Genomic DNA, 23,599 nt, shown 5'->3' with positions numbered 1-23,599 from the left:
GGCTCCGCCCCACCGGCCCCGCGCGGGAGCGGACGCTCTACCCGGCGGCGGCGACCGTATCGCCTCTGCCCGACCTGGCGAGCGCCGCCAGCTGGCGGGTCGTGGCGCCCGGCAGGTAAGCCCGGCCGATGGCCACCCCGATCCGCGGCAGATCGGCCTCGTCCCGGAAGCAGAGATAGACGGGCTCGATGCGCGGGTTGAACTTGGATTTGAACTGGTGCAGCGACCGGAACCCGTAGTACGGCTCGAGCGCCTGGCCGAGCAGGTCCAATCCGCGGTCGAGGGTGGCCACCTCGTCGTCGTCGCCACTCCGCGCCAGGGGGGCACCGGAGAGCGAGACGTGATCGGCGCCCTCGTCCCTGAACTCCATCGCGGAGCGGGCGATGAGGAACTCGATCATGTTGTTGGCGCCGGGACCGTTGCGTTTGCGCATCACGTCCAGCGTCCAGCCGCGGACCCCGCCCCCTCCCACTCCGACATCAGCGCCGCCGCGGTAGACGGGCAGCCAGGACAGCGCGGCCTGGACGACCCCCTCGGCGTCGACGGCCAGGGCGATGCGGACGTCGCCGTCCAGCGCCTCCTCGACCGTGCCCAGGGTGAAGCCCATCTCGGGGAGCTCCTTGTCCCCGACCCACTGCTCAGAGATCTCGCGGACCTGGGCCAGGAGCCCCGGCGGCTGCTCGCGCAGCAGCCCGGAGACATAGGTGGTGCCGCTCTTCTCGGCCTTGTTCATGGCGCTGCGGATCTTCTGCCACTTCTTGCCACCGAACGCGAGGTCGGGCAGGTCCATCAGGGTGTCCTCGGCGATCTGCAGCGACCGCCAGCCGCGCGCGCGCATGCGGTCGGCGGTCTCGCCGGACACCGAGAACAGGCACGGCACCGCCGCGTTGGCCTCGGCGAACTCCACGAACCCGGTGAGCAGCCGGTCGCGGTTCCCCGGCGCGGCGATCGGGTCCGCGAGGGCGATCATGGTGCCGAAGTGCAGGCGGTAGCCCACGACACCGTCGTTCTCTACATCCGTGGCGTCGGGCCCGTCGCCCGGTGCGAAGTAGTAGTTCATCGGCTGCCACGTGATCATCCACGACATCGTGCTGCCGCCGTGCCGCCGGATCAGGTCGCGGACGCGGTCGATCACCTCCTCGGAGTGCACGCCGGCCCCCGTGATGCGCTTCCACACCCGCACCCCGAAGGCGCCCCGGCCGGTCATCAACAGCACCGCCTCGCCCGCCCAGAGCAGACCGGTACCGGCGGTCACGGCGCCGAGGCTCTGGAAGTCCGCGGCGACGACCAGCACGGTGACGACGAGGGTGGCGACCGCGGTGAGGAGTGCGTACACGAGGGCCACGAGCCACGCCGCCCGGTACCCGCGGCGCAGCAGCTCCGCCGTCACCGCCGCGACGAGGACGGACAGGAGCATGCCCCACAGGCTCACGTCGTCGGCCTCGGTCGGGCCGAGCGGGCCGTCGGCGGGGAGGAAGTACACCACCACGTGGACCGCGGCGAGGAACCACATCCCCGCAGAGGCGACGAGCCGGGTCTCGCGGCGGGTCCGGGGCCGCAGCCCGCGCTCGGTGAGGGAGAACAGCCGCTCGCCGACGAGCAGGAACACCGCGAAGGCGATGAGGTGGGTGAGGTCGGCCAGGCGCCCGAGGAACAGGAACGACACGATCACGTAGCCGTAGAGCGCGGCCCGCGCGCGCAGCCGCCACGGCGAGACCAGGGTTGCCGTGGTGGCGGCCAGGACCGCGATCACCGCGGTCGAGCACCCCACGTCGAGCACAACCGACAGCTCCGTTGCCCACTCCCAGCCGACCGCGTTCCCGGGGACGACCACCGCGAACGCCCCCAGCACCCCGATGAGCTGGCCGCCGATCGCGACCAGCGCCGTGCGGGCCGAGCCCAGTCGCCATTCGCCGACACCGATCCCCACCGCGACCAGGATCAGCAGTGAGATGTGCTGCAGCGGGGTGAGCCCGAACCAGGGCCCGGCGATCACTGTCCACCACCGGCCGCCCTCGAGCGCGGGGACGCCGTAGGCCACGCCGTCGAACCACGGGGCACTGTGCGCCGATCGCCACAGCGTCTCGAACACCACCCCGGTCACCAGCAGCGCGGCAACGACGGCCGCGGTGACCGGCAGTCGGCGCGCGGCGAGCGCGACCGCTCCGGCCGCCCTGGCCAGCGGCGACGGTCCCTCGGACCCGTCGGTCGTCTCGGCGATCTGATCTGTGCTCAACGTTGCCCTCCGGGATGGCCGCGACGGGGAAGGCCAGGTCTGGCGATCCTTCGGTCCGTCAGCGAGGCGGATGAACCCGATTATGGTCGAGCGAAAGGTGAATCAAAAGTTATTCGGCCAGGAAGAGTGCGGTGATCGCGCGGGCCACGTGAGGGGGGCCGGCCGGGAGCGACGAATCGCGGAACCGGCCTGCCGCCGCTCCGGGACTCACAACCGCAGCACCCGCCCGCACACCACCAGGTGCACCTCGTCGCACGCCTCGCCGACCGCTTGATTGACCGCGCCCAGCAGGTCGCGGAACAGCCCGCCCGAGCGGTGCGCGGGTACCACGCCCGAACCGACCTCGTTGGTCACCAGGATCACGTTGTCGCGGCCGGTGAGCGCAGCACAGAGCGCGTCGGTACGTCGGTCGATCGCCGCCCGCGCGTCGTCGGTCGGCGCGTCCCAGAGGTCGAGCGCGTCCACGGTCGCGGTGAGCCAGGTGCCCAGGCAGTCCACCAGGACCGGGCCCGGCGCCGCGGCCAGCGCGCCCGCCACGTCCGCGGTCTCCACGGTCGGCCACGCCGCCGGTCGGTGCGCCCGGTGGTGGGCGACCCGGCGCGCCCAGTCGGGGTCGTCGAGCTCGTCGGCCGGTCGGCCCGGTGCGACGAAGGTGACCGAGCCCGCGTCCTCCAACAGGCGCACGGCGTGCCGGGATTTGCCCGAGCGTGCGCCTCCGGTGACCAGGATCCGCATCAGCGCGTACGCCGGCCGCCGGCCATCGCGGGCCCGGAGAAGAGCGCCAGACCCAGGACGAACCCGAAGTCGTACCAGTTGCCGTTGTTGCTCACCTCGTAGACGGTCACGGTGTCGGTGAACAGGGAGATGACAAAGGTGACGGGGAGGATGACCCCGTGCCAGAGCCCCAGCCAGAAGCCGGCCCCCGCCGCGCCGACGTCGACGTTGGGACCGGCTGCGCACGCCCCGAGTGCGAGGACGACGACGAGGAGGACGCCTGCAGCGGCCCCGGCCCGTCTCGGGGTGGTCATGATGGGCGGCTGTCGCCGGAGTCCGGGACCCGTCCCCGCCAGAAGTACAGCGCCGGGCCGATGAAGTTGATCGCGATGATCGCGGCCCACTTGCCCTTGCTGCCCCGCACCTTCTCCGGCGGCCGGACGGCGAGATCCGTCCACGCGGTGGCCGCCAGTGAGACCTGCACGGACGCCAGGATCAGGATGGCCGTCTGCTGGGCGTCGGTCAGGTCGTTCCACTTCTTCTTCACCATGGTGCCTCTTCATCGACGAGTGCTCATGACTGACGAGTGCTCATGACTCTAGTGTCTCGCCCGGCCGCGATGTTGCGTCCGGGCGCATGTCTCACCCGCGCAATGTCTCGCCCGGCCTCGGGGTGGTTGACGCGTGGGCGGGAACGCGCGGGCGGCGTTGACGCCGTGTCCCCGGGTACCAGCCGGCGAACAGCAGGGTGAGCAACGCCAGGTCGATGAGCTCCCCTCCGTAGAACATGAGTTGGGCTCCGGCCCGGGCATCCGCCGGGTCGACGCCGGCCGGGGGGTGCCCGTACAACCATCTGCCGAGGATGGAATGGGCGGCGATGAACACCACGAGCACCGCGGCCCGGGTGCCGAAGCCCGCTCGATGCGGATTGGGGTCGGGGCCGACGATCGCGACGGTGAACGCCACCCCGGCCAGGAGGACATGAGCGTGCACGAGGACGTGCAGTGCCATGGACTGGTGCATGAGCGCGTAGAGCCCGGTGCCGTAGAGAACCCACACGCCCCCGACGTTGAGGACCGTGGCCACGACGGGATGGGTGACGGCGCGCGCGAACGGCGAGCGGAGCACCCGGGAGAGGACCCGCGCATGGTGGAGTTGCAGGGTTCGGAGCGCCAGGGTGACCGGGGCGGCGCACACCAGGAGCAGCGGCCCCAGCATTCCCAGGAGCAGGTGCCCGGCCATGTGGGCGGTGAAGTCCGTGCGTGCGGCCTCGGCGAGTGGACCGAGCCACGCCGCGCCGACGCACGACAGGCCGGCGGCCCACAGCGCGATGCGATGGCGAGGCCAGGGGCCGCGGTCGCGGTCGCTGTGTCGGTGGACGCCCACCACGTAGGCCGCCAGGGCGAGCACGAGCAGTGCCGCGCCGATCGTCTCCGGGACCCACCAACTCTCGGTTCCATGGGGCCCGTGCTGCAGGTGCACAGGCCGTCAGTCCTGTGTCCGGCGTCGTTCCGGTTCCGGTCTCGTTGCCTGCGGCGGGGCAGTCGCGCCCGCGGTCCGCCACAGGATCAGCAGGCCGCCCGCCAGCAGGAGCACCGCCGAGGCGATCCAGACCAGGTCGTAGGCCACCAGGTCGACCTGGTAGCGGATCTGGTGGATGCCGAGGATCTTGTGGAACACGATGCCGTCGATGAGCTGGAAGGAGCCGATGCCGGTGAGGACGCCCCCGGCCCACCGGCCCCACGAGACCCTGATCTGGCCCCTGACGTCGGCGAACATGAACAGGCCCCAGACCGTGATGAGCCAGGTCGCGCCGTGGAAGAACCCGTCGGTCACCAGGGCGACGGTGGTGGTGGACAGGTCGTAGAAGTGGTGCCACTGCAGGACCAGGTGAAAGACGAACAGGTCGATGACCGCGCCGGCGATACCGCACCCGAACAGGAATCCCGAGAGAACGAGTCGACGGTCCGGGCTCGGCGGGGTGGTCCGTGTGAACAGCGAGGGTGCGGGCACCGGAGGACCTCCTGACGGCGGGGTCGGGGCGGGTCGGGGTGGAGGCGATGCTAGGTCGGGTGGGCCGGCCCGGCCACCGGTTCATCACCACCGGTTCATCACCACCGGTTCATTCCCACTGGTTCATAACCTCGGGCGAATCGGGAGCGGTGGCGGTTCGGGGGACTGTCCGTCGAGTGTCCATCGACGTACCGTTGAGAGGATGACAACTCAGCAACTTCCCGGCATCGTCCTCGGCACCCGGTATGCGAGCGAGTTCCCCGAACTCGCCGTGCCCTGGAAGGCCGCGGAGGCGGCGAGCCCGACGCTGCTCGCCCTCAACGAGCCGCTCGCGGCGGAGCTGGGCCTCGACGCCGCGTATCTCCGCAGCGACGAGGGCGTCCGTCTGCTGGCCGGCAACCACGTGCCGGAGGGCGCCACCCCGGTCGCCCAGGCGTATGCGGGCCACCAGTTCGGCGGCTATTCACCGCGCCTGGGTGACGGGCGGGCCCTGCTGATGGGCGAGCTGGCGGACGGCCGCGACCTGCACCTCAAGGGGTCGGGACGCACCCCGTTCGCCCGCGGCGGGGACGGGCTGGCCGCCGTCGGCCCGATGCTGCGCGAGTACCTGATCAGCGAGGCCATGCACGCGTTGGGCGTGGACACCACCCGCTCGCTGGCCGTGGTGGCGACCGGGAACACGGTGCTCCGCGAGACGCCCCTGCCCGGCGCGGTGCTGGCCCGCGTGGCCGACAGTCACCTGCGGGTGGGCACGTTCCAGTACGCCCGGTCGATGGACGACGATGAGCTGTTGCGCCGGCTGGCCGACCACGCGATCGCCCGGCACCACCCGCACGCCGCCGACTCGGCGAACCCGTACCTCGAGTTGTTCGGCTCGGTCCTGCGCGCCCAGGCGGACCTCGTGGCGCAGTGGATGCTCATCGGGTTCATCCACGGCGTGATGAACACGGACAACACCACCATCTCCGGCGAGACCATCGACTACGGCCCGTGCGCGTTCATGGAGGAGTTCGATCCCGCCACGGTGTTCAGCTCGATCGACGCCCAGGGTCGCTACGCCTACGCCAACCAGCCGCCGATCATGCAGTGGAACCTCGCGCGCTTCGCCGAGACGCTGGTGCCGCTGATCGACCCCGACCAGGACGAGGCGGTCCGGCTGCTCACCGAGGCCCTCGGGACGTTCCCCGCGCGGTACCAGCAGGCGTGGACGGCCGGGATGCGCGACAAGCTCGGTCTGGCAGAGGGCGTGCCGGACGGGGCCGCGACCGACCTCATCGACGAGCTCTCGCGCCTGCTCAGTGCGACCCGAGCCGACTTCACCGGGTTCTTCCACGCGCTCACCGCAGCCGCGGGTGGGGATTCCGCGCCGGTGCGGGATCTGGTGGGCAGCCTCGCTGACGGCTGGCTGGCGACGTGGCGGGCGTTGGATCCCTCGGTCGCCAGGATGGCCGAGGTCAATCCCGTCTACATCCCGCGGAACCATCTGGTGGAGGAAGCCCTGAACGCGGCGACGGCCGGGGACCCGGGGCCGTTCGAGAAACTCCTCGTCGTCGTCACCAGGCCGTACACCCAGCGCCCCGGGCTCGAGCGCTACGCAGCACCCGCCCCGCCCGGCGCCGCCGCGCACGTCACCTACTGCGGGACCTAGGACACGGGCCCGGGTGACGCCGCGGCGGGGACTTCGCGCACCGGGTCGGCACACGCGGGGTCGGCGCACTCGGGGCCGGCACACGCGGGGCCGGCGCACTCGGGGCCCGCGCACGATGCGCGGTGAGGCGCGGCCTCTCGCCTGCGGCCCCCGGGACGTGCCGTGAGCAGGACAGCCACGATCCCCAGCCCCATGGCGATGAGTTGCGGCGCCCCGATCCGATCGCCGAGCATCGCCCACGCCCAGATCGCCGACACCGGGGGCGTGAGGAACAGCAACATGCTGGTGTGGGTCGCGCCGAGCTGGCGGAGTGCGAGGAGGTACGCCCCGTAGCCCCCGAGGCCGGCCGGGAAGACCAACCACGCGAGTGAACCGGCCAGCTTGGCCGTCGGCTCGACCGCCAGCCCCGTGGTGACCATCGCGGCCGCCACAAAGACGAGTGCCGCCGCGCTCACCTGGATTGTCAGGGCGGTCACCACGCTGACCTGAGGGGTCCAGCGACGTTCGAGGAGTGCGGAGCAGGTCAGCCCGAGCAGGCTGAACACCGGTAGGGCGATCGCGGGCCCGAGGTCGCTGACGCCCCCCACGCAGAGTGCGACCGCGCCGAGCCCCAGCGCGACCCCGGCCCACTGTCGTGGCGTCAATCGGTCGCCCCAGAAGGCGGCGCCGGCGGCGGCGACGAGCAGAGGCTGGGCCGAGCACACCAGAGCGGCCGTGCCCGCGCCGACCCCGGACGCCGCTGCGGCGAACAAGCACCCGAGGAACATGACGTGAGCGGCCAGTCCCAGGACGCACTGTTGACCGAGCTCGCGCCGGCTGACCCGAGCCCGGAAGATCGAGGCCACCGCCAGCAACAACCCGGCGGTGATGACGTACCGCCACGCCAGGAGGCCGGCGGGTTCCGCCGCCGTGGTGCCCCACGCGGCGCCGACGAATCCGCAACTCCACAGCAGGACAAATGCCACGGTCACCGCTGACTTGATCATGGGATCGAGCAAAGCATACCGATCGGTATACTGTCAGTGCACCTGGCAGCCCCAGAGGAGGACGACGCCGTGGCGCTTGAACCGTGGCCGATCGTTGCGACGACCGAGGTGGGTGAACGCATCCTGGTCGCCGCCGACGAGCTCTTCTATGCCCGGGGGATCACGGCGGTGGGCGTGGAACTCATCGCCGAGGAGGCGCAGACCACCAAACGCACTCTCTACCAGCGGTTCGGGTCCAAGGACGGACTCGTCGAGGCCTACCTGCGGCGTCGCGGAAGCCGATGGCAGCAGTACCTCGTGGACCACCTCGACGCCACGGGGTGGACCGTCACCGAGTTCTTCCGGCGGGCCGAGCAGTGGGCGCAGTCGCACCACCGGGGTTGTGCCTTCGTCAACGCCTGGGCGGAGGTCGGGGGTGCGGGAGCATCGGCCGCCGCGGAGACGATCCGGGACGAGAAGCGGTGGATGCGGGAGCTGCTCGTGACCCTGACCGGAGGGGACAGGGCCACCGCGGCGGCGATCCACCAGCTCTACGAGGGTGCGCAGGTCGCGGCGACGGTGTTGGGAGAGGCGGACGCGTTCCGGGTCGCTGACGCTGCGGCAGGTGTGGTCATGGGTCGCGCCGGGCGCTGATCTCGGCCGCAAGGGCGGTCGCCCCGGCGCCGTGAGCTGGGGTCGAACGGGGCACCACCGAGTTGTCAATGAAAACTTATTGACGTAGCTGCAAGTTGTGACCTACGTTCTGGGGGACAGGGACGCTGTTGCTTTACAGGCACCTGCCCCGACAGGCGGGGCGAACGGGGGATGGGCATCGTGAGAATTCTCATAGCCGACGGCGACGGAGGCTATCGCCACTCGGTCGCGGTCATCGACGAGTTCGCTGCCACCCTCGCGACACGGCTCGGGGCACGCCCGCCCGTCCGGGTGCAGTGGCCGGAGCCCGACGAGACCCGCCTCCGGCGACCGAGGTCATGGGACGCGGCGTCCGCAGCCGGGGTGGCGGACCTGGCCCGGATCGTGCGGCTCCACCCGTCCGACGAGATCATCCTGCTCGGCAGCCGCTGCGGGTGTCGTGTGGTCCAGGACTGTCTGGAGGCGTACCCCGATCAGGTGGACCGGGTGGTGGGCGTCGGGCTGATGGCGGATCCGTGCCGGCCGCACGGCCGTTCGCTGCCGGGAAGCGGCGACCCGGGTGGCCGCGGTGTGGCGGGCGGGCGAGTGGGCCCGATCCCGGATCGGACGTTCTGGGTGACGGTCCCCGGTGACCCCCTCAGCGACGTGGGGAAGGACAGTCTCCTGCGCGCGACGGTCCGGGACTCCGCCTTGACCCCGGATCAGGTGTACCGCGGTCTGCTCGAGGACCTCCCCGCCTCCCGCACCAAGATGGCCGCCCGTCTGCACGTGTTCCAACACCCGACCGAGTGGGCGAGCGTGTTCGGGCGTCGCCTGGACGAGGCGCGGGACCAGTTGGTCCGGTACGGAGACGGCGGGTACATCAGTCAGTACACCGCACCGGGGCCCGGTGGCCGGTCCCCGCTGGATGTGCTCGGCGATCAGCTTGTCGAGGAGGCCCTCCTCCGGCGCGACGCCTCCGGGCCGGCCGCGCCGTGGGCACGGCGGGCGTCCTGACGGCGGTGTCGGAACAGGTTTAGCGCGGCCACGCTCAGGACGACCGCTGAGGAGATCGCCGCGGTCCACACCAGTGCGGCGGACTCGTAGCGGCCCTCGGTGCGGCCGATCGCGACCCAGGCCAGTCCCCACGAGGTGGCCAGCGCCGGGGCCACGCGACCGCGGCTGATCAACGCGGTCGCGATCCCGATGCCGGCGGCCGCGACGATCCCGACGATCCCGAACGGCACCCCGGTGACCGGGTCGATCCCCTCGGCCGCGAGCCGCGCGAAAGCGTTGGCCAGCGTCGCCACCGACACCCAGCCCAGGTAGAGGCCAAAGGTGCCGTCGGTGACCACCGACTCCACCCAGCCACCTGTGCGCGGCGAACCGAGCAGATACATGATGCGGATCAGCACCGCGAGCAGGACAACGATCACCAGAACCGAGACGGCGAGCAGATCCAATTGCACGGTCCAGATCCACGCCGCGTTGAGCAGCACCGAGGCCAGGGCCCACGGCCGCAGCGCGCCCTGGCGGGTCGACCGTCGTGCGGTCGGGGTGAGCTGCCACAGCGCGTAGGCCGACAGGCCCAGGTAGATGACGCTCCAGATGCTGAACGCCGACCCCGCCGGCGCGACCGGGGTGGCGTCCGCCGAGAGGGCTCCACCCGCGGCCTCGGCCACCGCGGTGCCACCGAGGGCGCCGCTCCCGACAAACGCCGCGACGATCGCGGCCACCACGCCCAGGAGCGTGATCACGGGCATGGCCCAGCCCGTCGGTTGATCCGCGCGCGCCTCGGTCACCTGCTCGGGTTTTCCGCTCATGTTCACGACCGTAGCCGGAGATCCCAGCCCCGGCGACCGGGTTCCGGACGCGCCGACCGGATGCGCTCCGGCGCCCCAGCGGGCACGGTGGGGGGATGAGTACATCTACGAGCGTCACCGTCGAGCGCGTGATCGACCACTCGGCGGCCGAGATCTTCGAATTCCTCTCCAACCCGGAGAACCACGCCCGCCTGGACGGGTCGGGCTTCGTCCGCGGCGACTACAAGTCCGACCGGATCCAGCAGGTCGGCGACGTGTTCTCCATGGACATGGAGGGCGAGCACATGGGCGGCGAGTACCGCACCGAGAACCACGTCATCGGCTATGCCAAGGACAAGCTCCTGGCCTGGAAGACCGCTCCCGCCGGCACGGAGCCCCCCGGCTGGGAATGGGTCTGGGAGCTCGAGCCGCAGGGCCCCGACTCCACCCTGGTGCGCCACACCTACGACTGGTCCAAGGTCACCGACAAGGAACTCCTGAAGAAGGTGTCCTTTCCGCTGGTGTCGGAGAAGCAGCTCGAGGACGCCCTGGGCAACCTCGCTTCCGCCGTCGCAGGCTAGGCGGGCTGAGCCTTCTCACCCCGCCGAGGTCAGCACCCGCAGCATCTCGGCCCAGTGGGCCAGTGGCAGCAGATGGCCCTCGCCCGCATAGACCGTCAGGTGGGCCTCGCGTAGGTGCCCGGCCAGCCATCGCCCGTTGACCGGGGGTGCGATCTCGTCGCGGTCGCCGTACCAGAGGTGCACGGGCGCGCGGACGTCCTCGACCCGGAAGTCCCACGGGCCCACAAAGGCGACGTTGTCCCAGGCGATCGCGTCGGTCCCCTGCCGCAGTGCCTCGTGGAAGTTGGCGAACAATGCGCGCCGGGCTGCGGGGTCGGCGATCACCGCCGCGTCGCTGCTCGCCCACATCCAGTCGATCCAGGGCGCGGCCTCGTCGTCTCTGACCGACAACATCGCGTCCAGGAATCCTGAGTTCCCGGCCGTGAACAGGGCTGCGGCGCGGGCGGGATCGGCGGGGAGGTGGGAGAGCGCCTCCAGATCGTTAGGGTTCAGCGCGTCGCGGGCGCCCGGCATCCGCTCGAACGGCGCCAACCCGCCGGAGACCCCGGCACGCGTGACGCGATCGGGCAGCGCGGCGGCGGCGGCCAGCGCGAACGCAGCGCCGCCCGACCACGCGGAGACCGCGAAGCGCTCCACCCCGAGGTGATCCGCGATCGCCCGGACGTCCCGCACGATCCCGTCCTGACTGATCGGCCCGGCGTCGGACCGGCCGTACCCGGGGCGGTCGAATCCGATCACGCGAACGCCCGCCCGCTCGGCGAGCGGCGATCCGAAGTCCGCCTCCAGCCGCGAACCGGGTGTGCCGTGGAAGTGGATCAGCGGCGTACCGGCCGGGTCACCGGACTCGTGGACCGCCACGGAACGCTCGCTGACGTGCACCACGTGTTCTGTCATGGCCGCCAGCCTAGGAGCGGGGCGAGGGCGGCGGGTCGGCACGGGCTCCACTCGATCGGCGATCGCTTCGGGGCGCGCCCCGGGTGACGACGGCGAGGTGAGCCATCTCACCCCACGACCCGCCACCCGGGGGGATCGAGCAAACAGGCACTCCGACCTGCGACGACCGCGACCGACCCCGCCGCCCGTGAGCTGCTCATCCCGGGCCGGGAGCTGCGCGGGGGTTGCGGCGGCCCGCCCATCGGCTCGTAGGGTCGGCGGCTGTCCGACGAACTATCGAAAGCACGACACGAGACCTGTAGGAGGTCACGAGGAATGCAGAAGAAGCTTGTTCGAACCCTGACCGGTGTGATGCTCGCGGGCGGAATCGCGGCGGGCGGCGCCTCACTGGCCACCCCGGCCGCCAATGCCGCTGCGCCGGGCGCCTGGGACCAGGTTGCCCAGTGCGAGTCCGGCGGCGACTGGCAGATCAACACGGGGAACGGGTACCACGGCGGGTTGCAGTTCTCGGCCCAGACCTGGTCCGGTTTCGGCGGCGGCGAGTACGCGGCGACGGCCGATCAGGCCTCCCGCGAGCAGCAGATCCAGATCGGTGAGCGCGTCCTCGCCGGTCAGGGCGCCGGCGCGTGGCCCAACTGCGGTGGCCCGCTCGCCTGAGCTGAAGCGAGTCCCGCTCACCTGACCACGTTGTAGACCAGCTTCTGTACGCCGTTGGGGTAGGACTGGCTCTCCACCAGCTCGAGTTTCTGCAGCGGTTTGTCGGTCTGGCTCCACATCCGCTTGCCGGCGCCGAGCACCACCGGGAACACGAGCAGGTGGTAGCGATCGATGAGCCCGGCGTCGGCGAGGTCGCGGGCCAGCGTTGCCGATCCGTGCACGGAGATCGGCCCGCCGTCGGTCTTCTTCAGTTCGGCCACGTCGTCGAGGCTCCGCAGGATGGTGGTCTCACCCCAGTTGTCCACCAGGTCGTCCCGGGTGAGCGTGGTGGAGACGACGTACTTCGGTAAGGCGTTGTACCGCGGGAACTCGTCGGTCATCGACGGCCACACCGCCGAGAACGCCTGGTAGCTCACCCGGCCCAACAGCATGGCCCCGGCCTCGTCCTGCTCGCGGCCCTTGAGTTCGTAGGCGTCCTCGCAGAACTCGACGGCGTTGAACGTCCACCCGGAGTTCCGGTACCCGGGCTCGCCCCCCGGAGCCTCCACGACGCCGTCGATCGACACGAACGCGGTATAGATCAGGGTGCGCATGAGGGCCTCCTCGAGCGGGTCTGCCAGCGTACGCCCGCACCAGGGCCCCGGGAACGGGGATAATCGCGGCAATATGGTCTCGCCGGTGAGTGCCGGTGGGATCCACTACGACGACGAGGAGCCGCCATGGCCGCCCAGCAGTCCACCCTCACGGATTTCCGAGCCAACCTGCTCGACGGCACCGAGAAAGACCTGGCCGACTACGCGGGGCAGGTCGTCCTGGTGGTCAACACCGCGAGCAAGTGTGGGTTCACGCCGCAGTACAAGGGTCTGCAGGCGCTATATGAAGAGTTCGTTGGCCGAGGATTCGTGGTGCTGGGCTTCCCGTGCGACCAGTTCGCGCACCAGGAGCCGGCGAGCGACGGCGAGATCGGTGCGTTCTGTGAGCGCAACTTCGGCGTGGAGTTCCCGCTGTTCTCCAAGATCGAGGTGAACGGCTCGGGCGCCCACCCGCTGTACCGCTGGCTCAAGTCCGAGAGGTCGGGGCTGCTGGGCGGGCGGATCACCTGGAACTTCACCAAGTTCCTCATCGGGCGCGACGGCACCGTGGTGGGCCGTTTCGGGCCCAACAAGAAGCCGGAGGACCTCCGCGCGGCCGTGGAGGAGGCGCTGGCGCAGTGACGGGTGACCCGTCGGCAGGGCGGTGAGGGCGGAGCGAAGGGGAGCGGACTCCGTCTGGGAGTAACACTTTGTCGTAGGTCGCGATTAACCTGCGTTAAGTCATCTCTTACAACATTGGAGCTTCATGTCCTCCCGTTTCCCCCGGTTCGCCGCCACCGCCGGCGCACTCGCCGTCGCTCTGACTCTCGGCGCGGCCGCCCCGGCCTCTGCTCAGCTCGCCGGTCTCGATCCCGCGTCCCTCGGGCCGGAGGGCTTCGACACGCTCCTCAGCACCGCCGGCTCCGTCCCGCTCGGTTCCACGCTCGGGTCGGTCGGAACCGTGGGTTCGTCCGACTTCCCGCTCACCGGCTCCATGAGCCCGATCGGCACGCCCCGCCCGGTCGACGAGAGCATCACCGAGTCGAAGTTCGTCGAGAAGGTCGCGCACGGGACCAACGCCGACTACGAGTACTGGCTCGTCCACTCGAAGGCCATGAAGCGCGAGGTGATCGTGGAGGTCAAGCCGTCCAAGATCACAGACGAGGGCGCGGCACCGGTCCTCTACATGCTGGACGGCGTCGACGCCCCCGAGTTCAACTCCGGGTGGAACCATCAGGGCCATCTCGACCAGCGTCTGGCTCTTGAGAACGTCCACGTGGTGGTACCGACCGGTGCCTTCGCCGCGTACTACACCGACTGGAACGAGGCCGACCCGCGGCTCGGCTACAACAAGTGGGAGACGTTCCTGACGCAGGAGCTGCCCGGCATCGTCACCGAGCAGCTGTCTACCGCCAAGGGCTACGTGGGCACCAACGGCAGGAACGCCATCGGCGGCATCTCGATGGGCGGCCAGGCGGCCATGCACCTCGCGGCCACCTATCCCACGCTCTACCAGGGCGTCATGTCCTTCAGTGGCTACTACTCCACCATGGACGAGCTCGGCTACCAGACCATCCGCGGCACGATCGAGACCCGCGGCGGCAACCTGGAGAACATGTGGGGCCCGCGCGGCAGCGACAAGTGGAAGCGCCACGACACCATCTCGCACCCGGAGGGTCTGGAGAACACGGCCGTGTACATGTCCTCGGGCGCGCCCATGGTCGATGACAACGACAGAGCCAACTACGGCACGCAGCCGGGCTGGGAGCTCAACATGTTCCTCGGCCTGCTGCTGGAGAGCGGCGTCCTCGAGGGCACCCGGGCGTTCGAGCGGGCGCTGGACCGCGCCGGTGTCGAGGACGTGAAGGTCGACTACGCGGAGAGCGGCCTGCACAACTGGCCGAACTTCCTCAAGAACTTCGAGTCCGGCTGGAACCACATCATGCCCGCCCTGCACGGCGACGATGTCGAGCCCGGGACGGGCACTCCGGGCTCCGGATCCGCGGGCTCTTCCGGGTCGATCGGTTCCTGAGCAACATCCCTAAAGGCGGTCCTGCGCTCCCATACCGGGGCGCAGGGCCGCACTTGTAGAACCACAACTCACTGCTGGGGAGCCTGATGAACACTCGTCTCCGTTGTTGCGCCGTGGTCGGCGCGCTCGTCGTCGGAATGGCCCTCGGGCCGGCTCGGCTCGCCTCCGCCCAGATCGGCGGCGGTATCGACACCTCTTCGCTGGGGCTCGAGGAGGTCGAGCTGATCGGGTCCGCGGCCGGTTCCCTCCCGCTGGGCTCGACGCTCGGGTCCCTCGGATCGGCCGGCTCCACCAACATCCCGCTCGGCGGCACCGGGTCATACGTGGAGCTCCCCAACCCGCCGCGACCTCGCGACGAGTCGATCGAGACAGTCGAACTCCGCGGCATCACCAGACACGGGGAGTACGAGCACTGGCTCGTCACGTCCGCTGCCATGCAGCGCGAGATCGTGCTCGAAGTGCTCCCGTCCCGCGTTGAGGACGAGGGGCCGGCGCCCGTGCTGTACCTCCTGGACGGGGTCGATTCTATCGAAGGTAACTCGGGCTGGAAGCGGGCCGGGAACCTGCCCGTGCGCTTCGGTGGGGAGAACGTCCACCTGGTGACGCCCACGGGAGGGCCCTCCACGTACTGGTCCGACTGGCAGAGCGAGGACGAGGTCTTCGGCTACAACAAGTGGGAGACGTTCCTGACCAAGGAACTGCCCGACCTCGTCGAGGCGGAGCTGGACACCAGAGAGACGAAGCACAACGGCAAGAACGGCATCGCCGGCGCGTCGATGGGTGCGCAGGCCGCAATGCATCTGGGGGCCACGTATCCGGAGCTGTATGACGGCGTCATCGGGCTCTCCGGCTACTACTCGACCACCGACGAGCTGGGCTACCAGTCGATCCGCGGTGCGGTGGATGGCCGCGGCGGTGATTCCGCCAAGATGTGGGGCCCGCGCGGCAGCGATCGGTGGAAGTACCACGACACGATCTCCCACGTGGGAGGTCTCGAGGGCACCGCGGTGTACTTCGCGACCGGGGGCATGGCGATCTCCGAAGGGGATCGTCAGAACTACGGCGATGACTACTTCGACATGCTGCAGGGGCTGGTCCTGGAGAAGGGGGTCATCGAGGGGGCCAAGAACTTCTCCCGCGAACTCGACCGCCACGGCATCGCGCATCGCGTGGACTACGGCGACGAAGGCCTCCACGGGTGGCAGACGTTCGTCGACTACATCACGCCCGGCTGGAACCACATCAAGCCCGCGCTGCAGAACTGATCCCGGCGCACCGGCGCACCGGCGCACCGGCGGGCCGCCGCCGCCGAGGACTCATCGACAAGACGGTTCCGCACACCCGCCTCTCGGGCGATGTGTGCAGAACCGTCTTCTCGTCGAGGGGGAGGGGAGGGCAGGTCAGGCGGCAGCCAGGCGTCGACGGTCCAGGTGTCGGGCGATCGCGTCGAGGGCCCGGTCGAGCACCGGCGCCTCCGGCAGGCACACGATGCGGAAGTGGTCGGGTTCGGGCCAGTTGAAGCCCGTGCCGTGGGTGACCAGGACGTGCTCGGAGCGCAGGAGGTCCAGGACGAACTCCTCGTCGCTCGAGATGCCGAACATGCCGCGGTCCAGGCGCGGGAAGCAGTACAGCGCGCCCCGCGGTGCCACACAGCTCACGCCGGGGATCGCGTTGAGGCGCTCGGCGGTCAGGGCCAGCTGCCGTTCGAGTCGGCCGTCCGGGTCCACCACGTCGTGGCCCCACGGTGAGTCCTCGGCCAGGGCGACGGGGATCGCGTGCTGTGCGGGGACGCCGGGGCAGACCCGCATGTTGGACAGCAGGGTCAGTCCCTCCAGCAGATCGGCGGCGTGGGTGACCGGGCCGGTCGCGACCACCCAACCGGCCCGGTATCCACACACCCTGTACGCCTTGGACAGCCCTCCGAAGGTCAGGCACAGCACGTCGTCGCCGGCGGCCCGCGCGGCGTGGTGGTGGCGGGCGTCGCCGAAGAGGACCTTCTCGTAGATCTCGTCGGACAGCAGGACGAGCCCGTGGCGACGCGCGATGTCGGCCATCCCCCGGACGGTGTCGTCGCTGTACACCGCGCCGGTGGGGTTGTTGGGGTTGATCATCACCAGGGCGGTGGTGCGCGGGGTGACCTTCGATTCGATGTCCTCCAGCGACGGGTTCCACCCGTCGGACTCGTCGGCGAGGTAGTGCACGGGCACGCCTCCGGTGAGGTTCACGGCGCCGGTCCAGGTGGGGTAGTCCGGTGCGGGGACCAGGATCTCGTCGCCGGGGTCGACCATGGCCTGCAGGACCAGCGTGATGAGCTCGCTCACGCCGTTGCCCAGGAAGACGTTCTCGGGCGAGACGCCACCGATGCCGTGCCGGCGGTAGTAGTCCGACACGGCCTCGCGGGCGGCGGGGATGCCGCGGGAGTCGGAGTAGGCCTGCCCGGCGGCGAGTCCCGCCGCCACCGCGTCGACGAGCTCCGGCCGGGCGGTCAACCCGAAGGGGTGCATGTTGCCGAGGTTGAGTCGCAGGATGTCGTGCCCCTCGGCCTCGAGGCGCATCGCCTCGGTGAGGATCGGGCCTCGCACGTCGTAGCGCACGTCGCGCAGGCGTCGGGATTGGCGGTAGGTCATCATGGGGACCATCCCACCCCGAAAGTGGTGCACTCGGAAGGTCCATTTTGCGCATTTTCGGAGGACCACTTAGCGGCGGCGTGGGCTACCCTCGGCCCATGGCCCGTACCGCTCGTCCCGGATCGCTGGTGGTGGGCAAGGTGTCGGGCGCTGCGGAGCTGACGGACGCGATCATCGACCTGGTCGCCGCCGGGTCCGTGGCCGACGGCGACAGGCTGCCCTCCACGCGCGCGCTCGCCGAGCAGACCGGACTCTCCCGCGGGACCGTCGTCCGGGCCTTCGACGAACTGTCGGCGGCCGGCTTCGTCGACTCCACCCAGGGATCGGGCACCCGGGTCGCTGCCGGAGCCGGTCAGGCGGCACGGGCCGGGGCGCGGACGCGCGGAGGGGGCCGCACCTCGTCGTCGTCCTCGCATTTGTCCCCGCTGTCGTCCCCGCGGTCATCCGCGCGGGCGTCGTCACCCTCGTCGCCGGTCCCCGAACCCCGTCACGGCCGGTCACCGCGCGATCTACGCCCCGGGATCCCCGACGTCTCCCTCGTCGACGATCGTGCCTGGCGGTCGGCGGTGCGCGCCGCCGCGGCGCAGGGGCTGGCGGGTCTGAACCCGTGGGAGGAGCCGAGTCCGTCGCTACGCACCGCTTTGGCGGGACATCTGCGCCGACACCGGGGAATCGCCGCGGGCGACCCGGTGCTGTTCGACAGTTCGCGGTCGGCGATCGCGGCCCTGTGTGCGGCGTTCGTCGCCGCGCAGCCGGGGCGGGCCGGGGGCCGGCCCGTGCGGTTCCACACCGAGGACCCCGGCTACCGCGGTGCGGTGCTCATGGCCCGGGAGCAGGGCCTGGAGGTGCGGTTCCATCCCGCGCGGCCCGGCGGCCTCGACGCGGCGCGGCTGGGCTCGGAGCCGGCGATCGTGTTCACCACCCCCGCGCACCAGTTCCCGCTGGGGCACCGCATGAGCGTGGACCGCAGGGTCGCGCTGGTGGAGTGGGCACGGCGCACCGGGTCGCTGGTGATCGAGGACGACTACGACGGGGAATTCCGCTACGGCGTCGCCCCGTTGCCCGCGCTGGTGAGCCTGCCCGCGGCGGACGACCACGTCGCCTACGTGGGCACCTCGTCCAAGTCCGTGGCCCCGGACCTGCGCGTGGCGTGGTGCCTGCCGCCGGCGGCGATGCGACGCGAGGTCGAACGCTGGCTCGCCGTCCACCGACGGGGCCCGTCGACGCTGCCCGCCGAGGCGTTGGGCGCCTTCATCTCCTCCGGCGCGATGGACCGGCACCTGGCGCGGGCGGCCCGCGTGTACAGCGACCGCCGCTCCCGGCTCGTGGCGGCGCTGCGCCGGGAACTCCCGGACCTCGAGGTCACGGGTGTGGAGGCGGGTCTGCATCTGTGCGTGGTGCTGCCGGGGTATGACGACGACGAGGTGGTGCGCGAGCTCGAGCGGGCCGGGTGGCGCACTCGGTCGCTCAGCGGGCAGTCCGCGCGGCATGCCGTGTCCGGCCTGGTGCTGAGCTACTCGCGGCTCTCGTCCCGCGACGCGGCCGCGTTCGCGGTGGAGCTCCGAGGGGTGCTGGAGCGGTGGCGAATCGACTGATCACCGCCCGCGGGTGCGTGGACGGTGCTTGAATCCTGACAGCAGTCAACTCACACGAGACGTCGGACCTGGGAGCGGGACACACATGGGGCAAGAGCAGTCACTGGCGGGCAAGGTCGCCTTCATCACCGGCGCCGCACGAGGCCAGGGTCGCAGCCACGCGGTGGAGCTCGCCCGGCGCGGGGCGCGCATCCTCGCGCTGGACATCTGCGAGCAGATCGAGACGGTCCCGTACGGGCTGGGGACGTCCGCCGATCTCGAGCAGACCGTCGCCGAGGTCCGGGAGGTCGGCGGGGAGATCATCGCGGTGCAGGGCGACGTGCGCGAGCCGGCCGACATCGCGGCGGCGGTCGAGCGGTGCCGCGAGGCCTTCGGCGTGCCGGACATCGTGGTGGCCAACGCGGGCATCAACTCCCAGCGCGGCGAGGAGCCGGATCCGCATTCGGCTTTCGTCGACACGATCATGGTCAACCTGGTCGGGGTGTGGAACACCGTGCACGCGATCGCGCCGCTGCTCATCGAGCGCGGCGAGGGCGGCTCGATCGTCCTCATCTCCTCCACCCAGGGCCTCAACGGGCGCGGCGGGGACGGCTCCGGTGCGGCCACCGGGTACACCGCCAGCAAGCACGGCGTGGTGGGGATCATGCGCAGCCTCATGGGTTGGCTCGCGCCGCACAGCATCCGGATCAACACGATCCATCCCGCGGGCGTGCCCACCGCGATGGTGGCCCACGAGGAGATGATGAACTGGTTCGCGAACAACCCCGAGGGCGGCAACATGGGCAACGCGCTGCCCGTGCCGATGCTCGACCCCATCGACATCTCGCGCGCCGTCCTCTACCTGGTCGAGGACTCCGGACGCCACGTCACGGGCGTCACCCTCCCGGTGGACGCGGGGTTCACCGCCAAGTAGCCGGGACCCGCCCGAGCGGGTGCGGGCCCGGGCCTGCGGCTTTACAGTGACCGCACTGGGTCCGCACCGACTTCGTAGGAGACGCACGATGGGCACATCATTCTGGCGACGCACGACGATCGACCCCCCGGTAGCGGAGTTCCCCGAGGGTGAACACGTGGACCTGGTGGTGGTGGGAGCGGGCTTCACCGGCCTGATCACGGCCCTGATGGCGGCCGCCAGGGGCAGTTCGGTGGTGGTGCTGGAGGCTCATACCGTCGGCGCCGGGGCCAGCGGCGCGACCACGGCCAAGGTGTCGGTTCTGCAGGGCACGCGGTTGTCCACCATCCGGTCGCACCACGGGCTCGACACCGCCCGCGCGTACGCCGAGGCCAACCAGTACGGACTGGACTGGTGGGCGGACTTCTCCGAGTCACACGACCTGGACGCGCAGCGGCGGCGGGCCGTCACGTTCTCGCGCAGCAAGAAGGGCACCGCCACCCTGCGCAAGGAGCAACAGACGCTGTCCGACCTCGGCCTGCCGGCCCGGTGGCACGACACGCTCGACGTCCCGTTCCCTGTCCAGGCGGCCGTCGAACTGCCTGATCAGATGCAGATCGACCCGGTGCAGGCGCTCGCCGCGCTCGTCCGGGCGACCGCCGCCCTCGGCGTGCGGATCGTCGAGCACTCCCGCGTCACCGGGCTCAAGGCACAGGGCAGCGGAGACGACGCCCTCGTCGTCGTCACCAGCGACGCCGGGATCCTCACCGCGCGCGACGCGGTCCTGGCCACCGCGTCGCCCGCACTGGACCGCGGCCCGACGGTCGCGTCGATGGAGCCCGAGCGGTCCTACCTCTGCGCGTTCGAATTCCCCGGCGGGCTGGCGGAGGGGATGTACGGCTCGGTCGAGAGCCCGGTCCGCTCGTTGCGGACCGTGCCCGTGGGCGACCGCGAGGTCCTCTTTGTGGGCGGCAACGGCCACCGGACGGGCACGGTCGGGGGCACCGAATCCAAGATCGACTCGCTGCGCGAGTACGCCGCCAAGTACTTCCCCGGCGCCGAGTTCACCCACGGCTGGTCGGCCCAGGACTTCCATCCGGTGACGTTGCTCCCCAAGTCCGGGCCGATGCCGTGGGGGCGCGGCCGGGTCCACTTTGCCGGTGGCTACAGCAAGTGGGGACTGACGGGCGCGCCGGCGGCGGCCGGGATCATGGTGGACCGGCTGGCCGGCCGGGAACCGCGCGTGTCCTTTGGCAAACCCACGGTCGCCGGCATGCTCCGCACGTCGGTGTCGCTGTACAGCGACCTCCCGGTGCAGCTGGCGGCGAGCGCGGTCAAGGCGGCCGTGCGCCCGCCCCGGCCGAGCATCAAGCCGATCGGTGAGGCGACGGGGGACGACGGCGAGACCTGCCGGGTCGGGTTGCTGTGCCCGCACATGGGTGCTGCCCTGAGCTGGAACGAGGCCGAGCGCTCGTGGGACTGCCCGTGGCACGGTTCGCGGTTCTCGGCGTGCGGCGAGCTGCTCGAAGGCCCCGCCACCAGCGACCTCAAGAGGTACGACAAGAACTGACCGTGCAGAGCAGGTGCTCGCTCGTTCGAGTTCCGGGTGAGCCACAGCGGGCGCCCAAGTCCACAGAACGTCCGGCCGACCCTTGAGCGGGCCGAGCCGGAGCGTTCCGAGGTGGGCGGGTCAGGCCGTGGGGAGCATGACCCCGTCGAGGACGTGGATGACGCCGTTGGTGGCGGGCACGTCGGTCTGGACGACGTTGACGCGGTTGCCGGCGCCGTCCACCAGGCTGACGGTCTCGCCCTCGACCTCGACGGTGAGTTCGGCACCCTGGAGTGTCGCGACCTTCTGGCCGTCCATCTCCAACACATCGGCGGCCATGACCTCACCGTCGATGACGTGGAACTTGAGGATCTCCGCGAGGTCGCCTGTGGGGTCGGCGAGAAGCGCGTCGAGCTGGCCCTCCGGCAGGGCCTCAAAGGCCTCGTCTGTGGGTGCGAACACCGTGTAGGGGCCGGGGCCCTTGAGGGTCTCGACCAATCCCGCTGCCCCGAGCGCTTGGGTCAGGGTGGTGAAGTCGCCCGCAGCGATCGCGGTGTCGACGATGTCGCCCGTGGCTGCCGGCGCCGCGGTCGTCTCCTCCGCTGTCGTCTCCTCGGTGGTGGTCTCCTGGGTGGTCATCTCCGTGGTCATGGTGGTCTCGTCCGAAGTGTCATCCGTGCCGCACGCACCGAGTAACACTGCGAGACCGATGGCCCCCGTTACTGCGATCGTCCGCTTCATGAGCAACCTTTCGTTGACGGTCGGGTTGGGTTGGGCCCAGTCTGTGGGTTCGCTGTTCTCCGGGGAAACGGGTGAAATTCGATTGTTGTAGCTCCGTGACGATCGTCGGCGGCCCCACGCGGCTCTGCCGCGTGACGCTCGGAGGCGTGGACCGGCACGCTCCGTGACACCCTGGGGACGTGAAGACGCCGGTACCTGACTATCTGCTCGAGATCCGTGACCTCTGCTCGGTCGGGGCGGACGGTCACCTCGCCGACTACATCCCTGAGCTCGCGGCCGTGGACCCGGACCGGTTCGCCGTGGCCGCGTGCACGATGGACGGCGTCGTCTACACCGCCGGCGACGCGGACGCCGAGTTCACCATCCAGTCCATGAGCAAACCGTTCGCCTACGCGCTCGCGCTGCGCGAGCGCGGGATCGAAGCGGTGCTGGAGAAGGTCGCCATGGAGCCGTCTGGGGACGCGTTCAACCAGATCTCCCTGGAGAAGGTCAGTGGCCGACCTCGCAACCCGATGATCAACATCGGCGCGATCACCACGCACACGATGGTCGGGCCGGTGGGGGCGAGCGAAGCCGAGCGCGACCAATCCCTCGCCGACGGGCTGTCGGCGTTCGCCGGGCGTCGCCTCGAGGTGGACACCGCCGTCCTGGACTCCGAACTGCGGACGGCGTTCCGCAACCGGGCCATGGCCAACCTGGTCCGGGCCGGCGGGATCATCGACGACGACCCCGACGAGGCGGTCCGTGGGTACACCCGCCAGTGCGCCTACCGGGTGACCGTCCGCGACCTGGCCGTGATGGCGGTGACCCTGGCCACGGGCGGGATCAACCCGGTCACCCGCGAGCGCGTGGTCTCGGCGCCGGTGGCCCGGCAGGTGCTCGCGGTGATGACCACGTGCGGGATGTACGACGCGGCCGGCGACTGGATGTCCACCGTCGGGATCCCCGCCAAGAGCGGGGTGTCCGGAGGGATCTTCGGCGCGCTCCCCGGCCAGGTGGGACTGGGCGTCTTCTCCCCGCGGCTCGACGAGCACGGGCACAGCGTGGAGGGGGTGAGGACGTTCGAGCGGCTCTCGCACGACCTGGAACTCCACCTGATGAACACCACCGTGACCGAGGTCGACGCGGTCCGCTCGGTGCGGTTCGACGAGACCACCGGTCGGCGCACCTTCCGCCTCCAGGGCCCCATGACCTTCGCGAGCGCCGAGCAGGTCCTGCGGCGACTGGCCGAGATCCCCCCGGGCCCGGGCGAGGTCACCCTGGATCTGAGCCGCGTGTCGTCGGTGAACTCCAGCGGGCGCCGGATGCTGCTGGAGGCCATGCGGCGACTGGGCGTGGACGGGCACATCGTGGGGCTCGCGGACCCGGGTCGCCGCCTGCCCGCCCCGGACCTCGGCGACGGGACACGGCCGGTCACCCGGCGGGCGGCGCGGTAGACCAGATCGGGCC

General features: G+C 70.7%; 24 protein-coding genes. 12 read left to right on the top strand and 12 right to left on the bottom strand.

Features of this window, described 5'->3' with window-relative positions:
* Positions 1 to 37: 37 nt before the first annotated feature.
* The 6 genes from R4P08_RS01680 to R4P08_RS01655 all read right to left on the bottom strand — a co-directional run bounded on the left by R4P08_RS01680 (position 38) and on the right by R4P08_RS01655 (position 4,962).
* A complete protein-coding gene (locus R4P08_RS01680) occupies positions 38 to 2,236 on the bottom strand; it encodes a DUF2156 domain-containing protein (protein ID WP_317812013.1) in 2,199 nt (732 codons plus the stop codon).
* Between the two features lie 207 nt (positions 2,237 to 2,443).
* Positions 2,444 to 2,971 carry a bifunctional adenosylcobinamide kinase/adenosylcobinamide-phosphate guanylyltransferase gene (locus tag R4P08_RS01675; protein ID WP_317812012.1) on the bottom strand — a complete coding sequence of 176 codons (528 nt, stop codon included), beginning with the start codon at positions 2,969 to 2,971 and terminating at the stop codon, positions 2,444 to 2,446.
* Positions 2,971 to 3,264: a hypothetical protein gene (locus R4P08_RS01670; RefSeq protein ID WP_317812011.1), complete on the bottom strand. Its 294-nt coding sequence runs from the start codon at positions 3,262 to 3,264 to the stop codon at positions 2,971 to 2,973. Before R4P08_RS01670 ends, R4P08_RS01675 begins: the two co-directional genes overlap by 1 nt.
* A complete protein-coding gene (locus R4P08_RS01665; RefSeq protein ID WP_317812010.1) occupies positions 3,261 to 3,500 on the bottom strand; it encodes a hypothetical protein in 240 nt (79 codons plus the stop codon). The genes R4P08_RS01670 and R4P08_RS01665 overlap by 4 nt, the downstream gene beginning before the upstream one ends.
* 91 nt (positions 3,501 to 3,591) lie before the next feature.
* Positions 3,592 to 4,431 carry a cytochrome c oxidase assembly protein gene (locus tag R4P08_RS01660; protein ID WP_317812009.1) on the bottom strand — a complete coding sequence of 280 codons (840 nt, stop codon included), beginning with the start codon at positions 4,429 to 4,431 and terminating at the stop codon, positions 3,592 to 3,594.
* A 6-nt stretch (positions 4,432 to 4,437) separates the two neighbouring features.
* Positions 4,438 to 4,962, bottom strand: coding sequence for a DUF2243 domain-containing protein (locus R4P08_RS01655; protein WP_317812008.1), 525 nt, complete (start codon positions 4,960 to 4,962; stop codon positions 4,438 to 4,440).
* A gap of 202 nt (positions 4,963 to 5,164) precedes the next feature.
* Here R4P08_RS01655 and R4P08_RS01650 point away from each other — a divergent pair, with 202 nt between their 5' ends.
* Positions 5,165 to 6,610: a protein adenylyltransferase SelO gene (locus R4P08_RS01650; protein ID WP_317812007.1), complete on the top strand. Its 1,446-nt coding sequence runs from the start codon at positions 5,165 to 5,167 to the stop codon at positions 6,608 to 6,610.
* Here R4P08_RS01650 and R4P08_RS01645 read toward each other — a convergent pair.
* A complete protein-coding gene (locus tag R4P08_RS01645; protein ID WP_317812006.1) occupies positions 6,607 to 7,596 on the bottom strand; it encodes a DMT family transporter in 990 nt (329 codons plus the stop codon). The genes R4P08_RS01650 and R4P08_RS01645 overlap by 4 nt on opposite strands.
* Before the next feature lie 69 nt (positions 7,597 to 7,665).
* Here R4P08_RS01645 and R4P08_RS01640 point away from each other — a divergent pair, with 69 nt between their 5' ends.
* Both R4P08_RS01640 and R4P08_RS01635 read left to right on the top strand, forming a co-directional pair.
* Positions 7,666 to 8,229 carry a helix-turn-helix domain-containing protein gene (locus tag R4P08_RS01640; RefSeq protein ID WP_317812005.1) on the top strand — a complete coding sequence of 188 codons (564 nt, stop codon included), beginning with the start codon at positions 7,666 to 7,668 and terminating at the stop codon, positions 8,227 to 8,229.
* A 180-nt stretch (positions 8,230 to 8,409) separates the two neighbouring features.
* Positions 8,410 to 9,225 (top strand): hypothetical protein, encoded by an 816-nt coding sequence (locus R4P08_RS01635; RefSeq protein WP_317812004.1) that lies wholly within the window; start codon positions 8,410 to 8,412, stop codon positions 9,223 to 9,225.
* Here the strand turns inward: R4P08_RS01635 and R4P08_RS01630 are convergent.
* A complete protein-coding gene (locus R4P08_RS01630; RefSeq protein ID WP_317812003.1) occupies positions 9,150 to 10,031 on the bottom strand; it encodes a tryptophan-rich sensory protein in 882 nt (293 codons plus the stop codon). The genes R4P08_RS01635 and R4P08_RS01630 overlap by 76 nt on opposite strands.
* 95 nt (positions 10,032 to 10,126) lie before the next feature.
* Here R4P08_RS01630 and R4P08_RS01625 point away from each other — a divergent pair, with 95 nt between their 5' ends.
* The gene (locus tag R4P08_RS01625) at positions 10,127 to 10,591 is read left to right on the top strand and encodes an SRPBCC family protein (protein WP_317812002.1); all 465 of its coding nucleotides are present in this window, start codon (positions 10,127 to 10,129) and stop codon (positions 10,589 to 10,591) included.
* Between the two features lie 15 nt (positions 10,592 to 10,606).
* Here R4P08_RS01625 and R4P08_RS01620 read toward each other — a convergent pair whose 3' ends face one another.
* Positions 10,607 to 11,485 carry an alpha/beta hydrolase gene (locus tag R4P08_RS01620; RefSeq protein WP_317812001.1) on the bottom strand — a complete coding sequence of 293 codons (879 nt, stop codon included), beginning with the start codon at positions 11,483 to 11,485 and terminating at the stop codon, positions 10,607 to 10,609.
* 315 nt (positions 11,486 to 11,800) lie between these two features.
* Here R4P08_RS01620 and R4P08_RS01615 point away from each other — a divergent pair, with 315 nt between their 5' ends.
* Positions 11,801 to 12,142: a transglycosylase family protein gene (locus R4P08_RS01615; protein WP_317812000.1), complete on the top strand. Its 342-nt coding sequence runs from the start codon at positions 11,801 to 11,803 to the stop codon at positions 12,140 to 12,142.
* A 17-nt stretch (positions 12,143 to 12,159) separates the two neighbouring features.
* Here the strand turns inward: R4P08_RS01615 and R4P08_RS01610 are convergent, their stop codons facing one another.
* Positions 12,160 to 12,735 (bottom strand): dihydrofolate reductase family protein, encoded by a 576-nt coding sequence (locus R4P08_RS01610; protein WP_317811999.1) that lies wholly within the window; start codon positions 12,733 to 12,735, stop codon positions 12,160 to 12,162.
* Positions 12,736 to 12,861: 126 nt separating this feature from the next.
* Here R4P08_RS01610 and R4P08_RS01605 point away from each other — a divergent pair, with 126 nt between their 5' ends.
* From R4P08_RS01605 to R4P08_RS01595, 3 genes are all read left to right on the top strand, one after another.
* A complete protein-coding gene (locus R4P08_RS01605; RefSeq protein ID WP_317811998.1) occupies positions 12,862 to 13,356 on the top strand; it encodes a glutathione peroxidase in 495 nt (164 codons plus the stop codon).
* A gap of 124 nt (positions 13,357 to 13,480) precedes the next feature.
* On the top strand, positions 13,481 to 14,746 hold the full coding sequence (locus R4P08_RS01600) for an alpha/beta hydrolase family protein (protein ID WP_317811997.1): 1,266 nt from the start codon (positions 13,481 to 13,483) through the stop codon (positions 14,744 to 14,746).
* An 86-nt stretch (positions 14,747 to 14,832) separates the two neighbouring features.
* Positions 14,833 to 16,011 carry an alpha/beta hydrolase family protein gene (locus R4P08_RS01595; protein ID WP_317811996.1) on the top strand — a complete coding sequence of 393 codons (1,179 nt, stop codon included), beginning with the start codon at positions 14,833 to 14,835 and terminating at the stop codon, positions 16,009 to 16,011.
* A gap of 135 nt (positions 16,012 to 16,146) precedes the next feature.
* Here the strand turns inward: R4P08_RS01595 and R4P08_RS01590 are convergent, their stop codons facing one another.
* Entirely contained in the window at positions 16,147 to 17,376 is a 1,230-nt protein-coding gene (locus tag R4P08_RS01590; protein ID WP_317811995.1) for a pyridoxal phosphate-dependent aminotransferase, read from the bottom strand.
* A gap of 95 nt (positions 17,377 to 17,471) precedes the next feature.
* On the opposite strand from R4P08_RS01590, the gene R4P08_RS01585 reads away from it, so the two are divergent.
* The 3 genes from R4P08_RS01585 to R4P08_RS01575 all read left to right on the top strand — a co-directional run bounded on the left by R4P08_RS01585 (position 17,472) and on the right by R4P08_RS01575 (position 21,430).
* Positions 17,472 to 18,968: a PLP-dependent aminotransferase family protein gene (locus tag R4P08_RS01585; protein WP_317811994.1), complete on the top strand. Its 1,497-nt coding sequence runs from the start codon at positions 17,472 to 17,474 to the stop codon at positions 18,966 to 18,968.
* Positions 18,969 to 19,053: 85 nt separating this feature from the next.
* Positions 19,054 to 19,881, top strand: coding sequence for a mycofactocin-coupled SDR family oxidoreductase (locus R4P08_RS01580; RefSeq protein WP_317811993.1), 828 nt, complete (start codon positions 19,054 to 19,056; stop codon positions 19,879 to 19,881).
* A gap of 88 nt (positions 19,882 to 19,969) precedes the next feature.
* Entirely contained in the window at positions 19,970 to 21,430 is a 1,461-nt protein-coding gene (locus tag R4P08_RS01575) for an FAD-dependent oxidoreductase (RefSeq protein ID WP_317811992.1), read from the top strand.
* Between the two features lie 120 nt (positions 21,431 to 21,550).
* On the opposite strand, the gene R4P08_RS01570 is transcribed toward R4P08_RS01575, so the two are convergent.
* A complete protein-coding gene (locus R4P08_RS01570; RefSeq protein WP_317811991.1) occupies positions 21,551 to 22,060 on the bottom strand; it encodes a fasciclin domain-containing protein in 510 nt (169 codons plus the stop codon).
* Between the two features lie 269 nt (positions 22,061 to 22,329).
* Between R4P08_RS01570 and R4P08_RS01565 the strand changes: the two genes are divergently transcribed.
* The gene (locus tag R4P08_RS01565; RefSeq protein ID WP_317811990.1) at positions 22,330 to 23,586 is read left to right on the top strand and encodes a glutaminase; all 1,257 of its coding nucleotides are present in this window, start codon (positions 22,330 to 22,332) and stop codon (positions 23,584 to 23,586) included.
* Positions 23,587 to 23,599 lie beyond the last annotated feature (13 nt).

The organism is Rhodococcus sp. IEGM 1408, assembly GCF_033142235.1.
Lineage (GTDB): Bacteria > Actinomycetota > Actinomycetes > Mycobacteriales > Mycobacteriaceae > Dietzia.
Note: the sequence above shows the minus strand (reverse complement) of the source record. Positions and strands in the feature narration are given on the sequence as shown.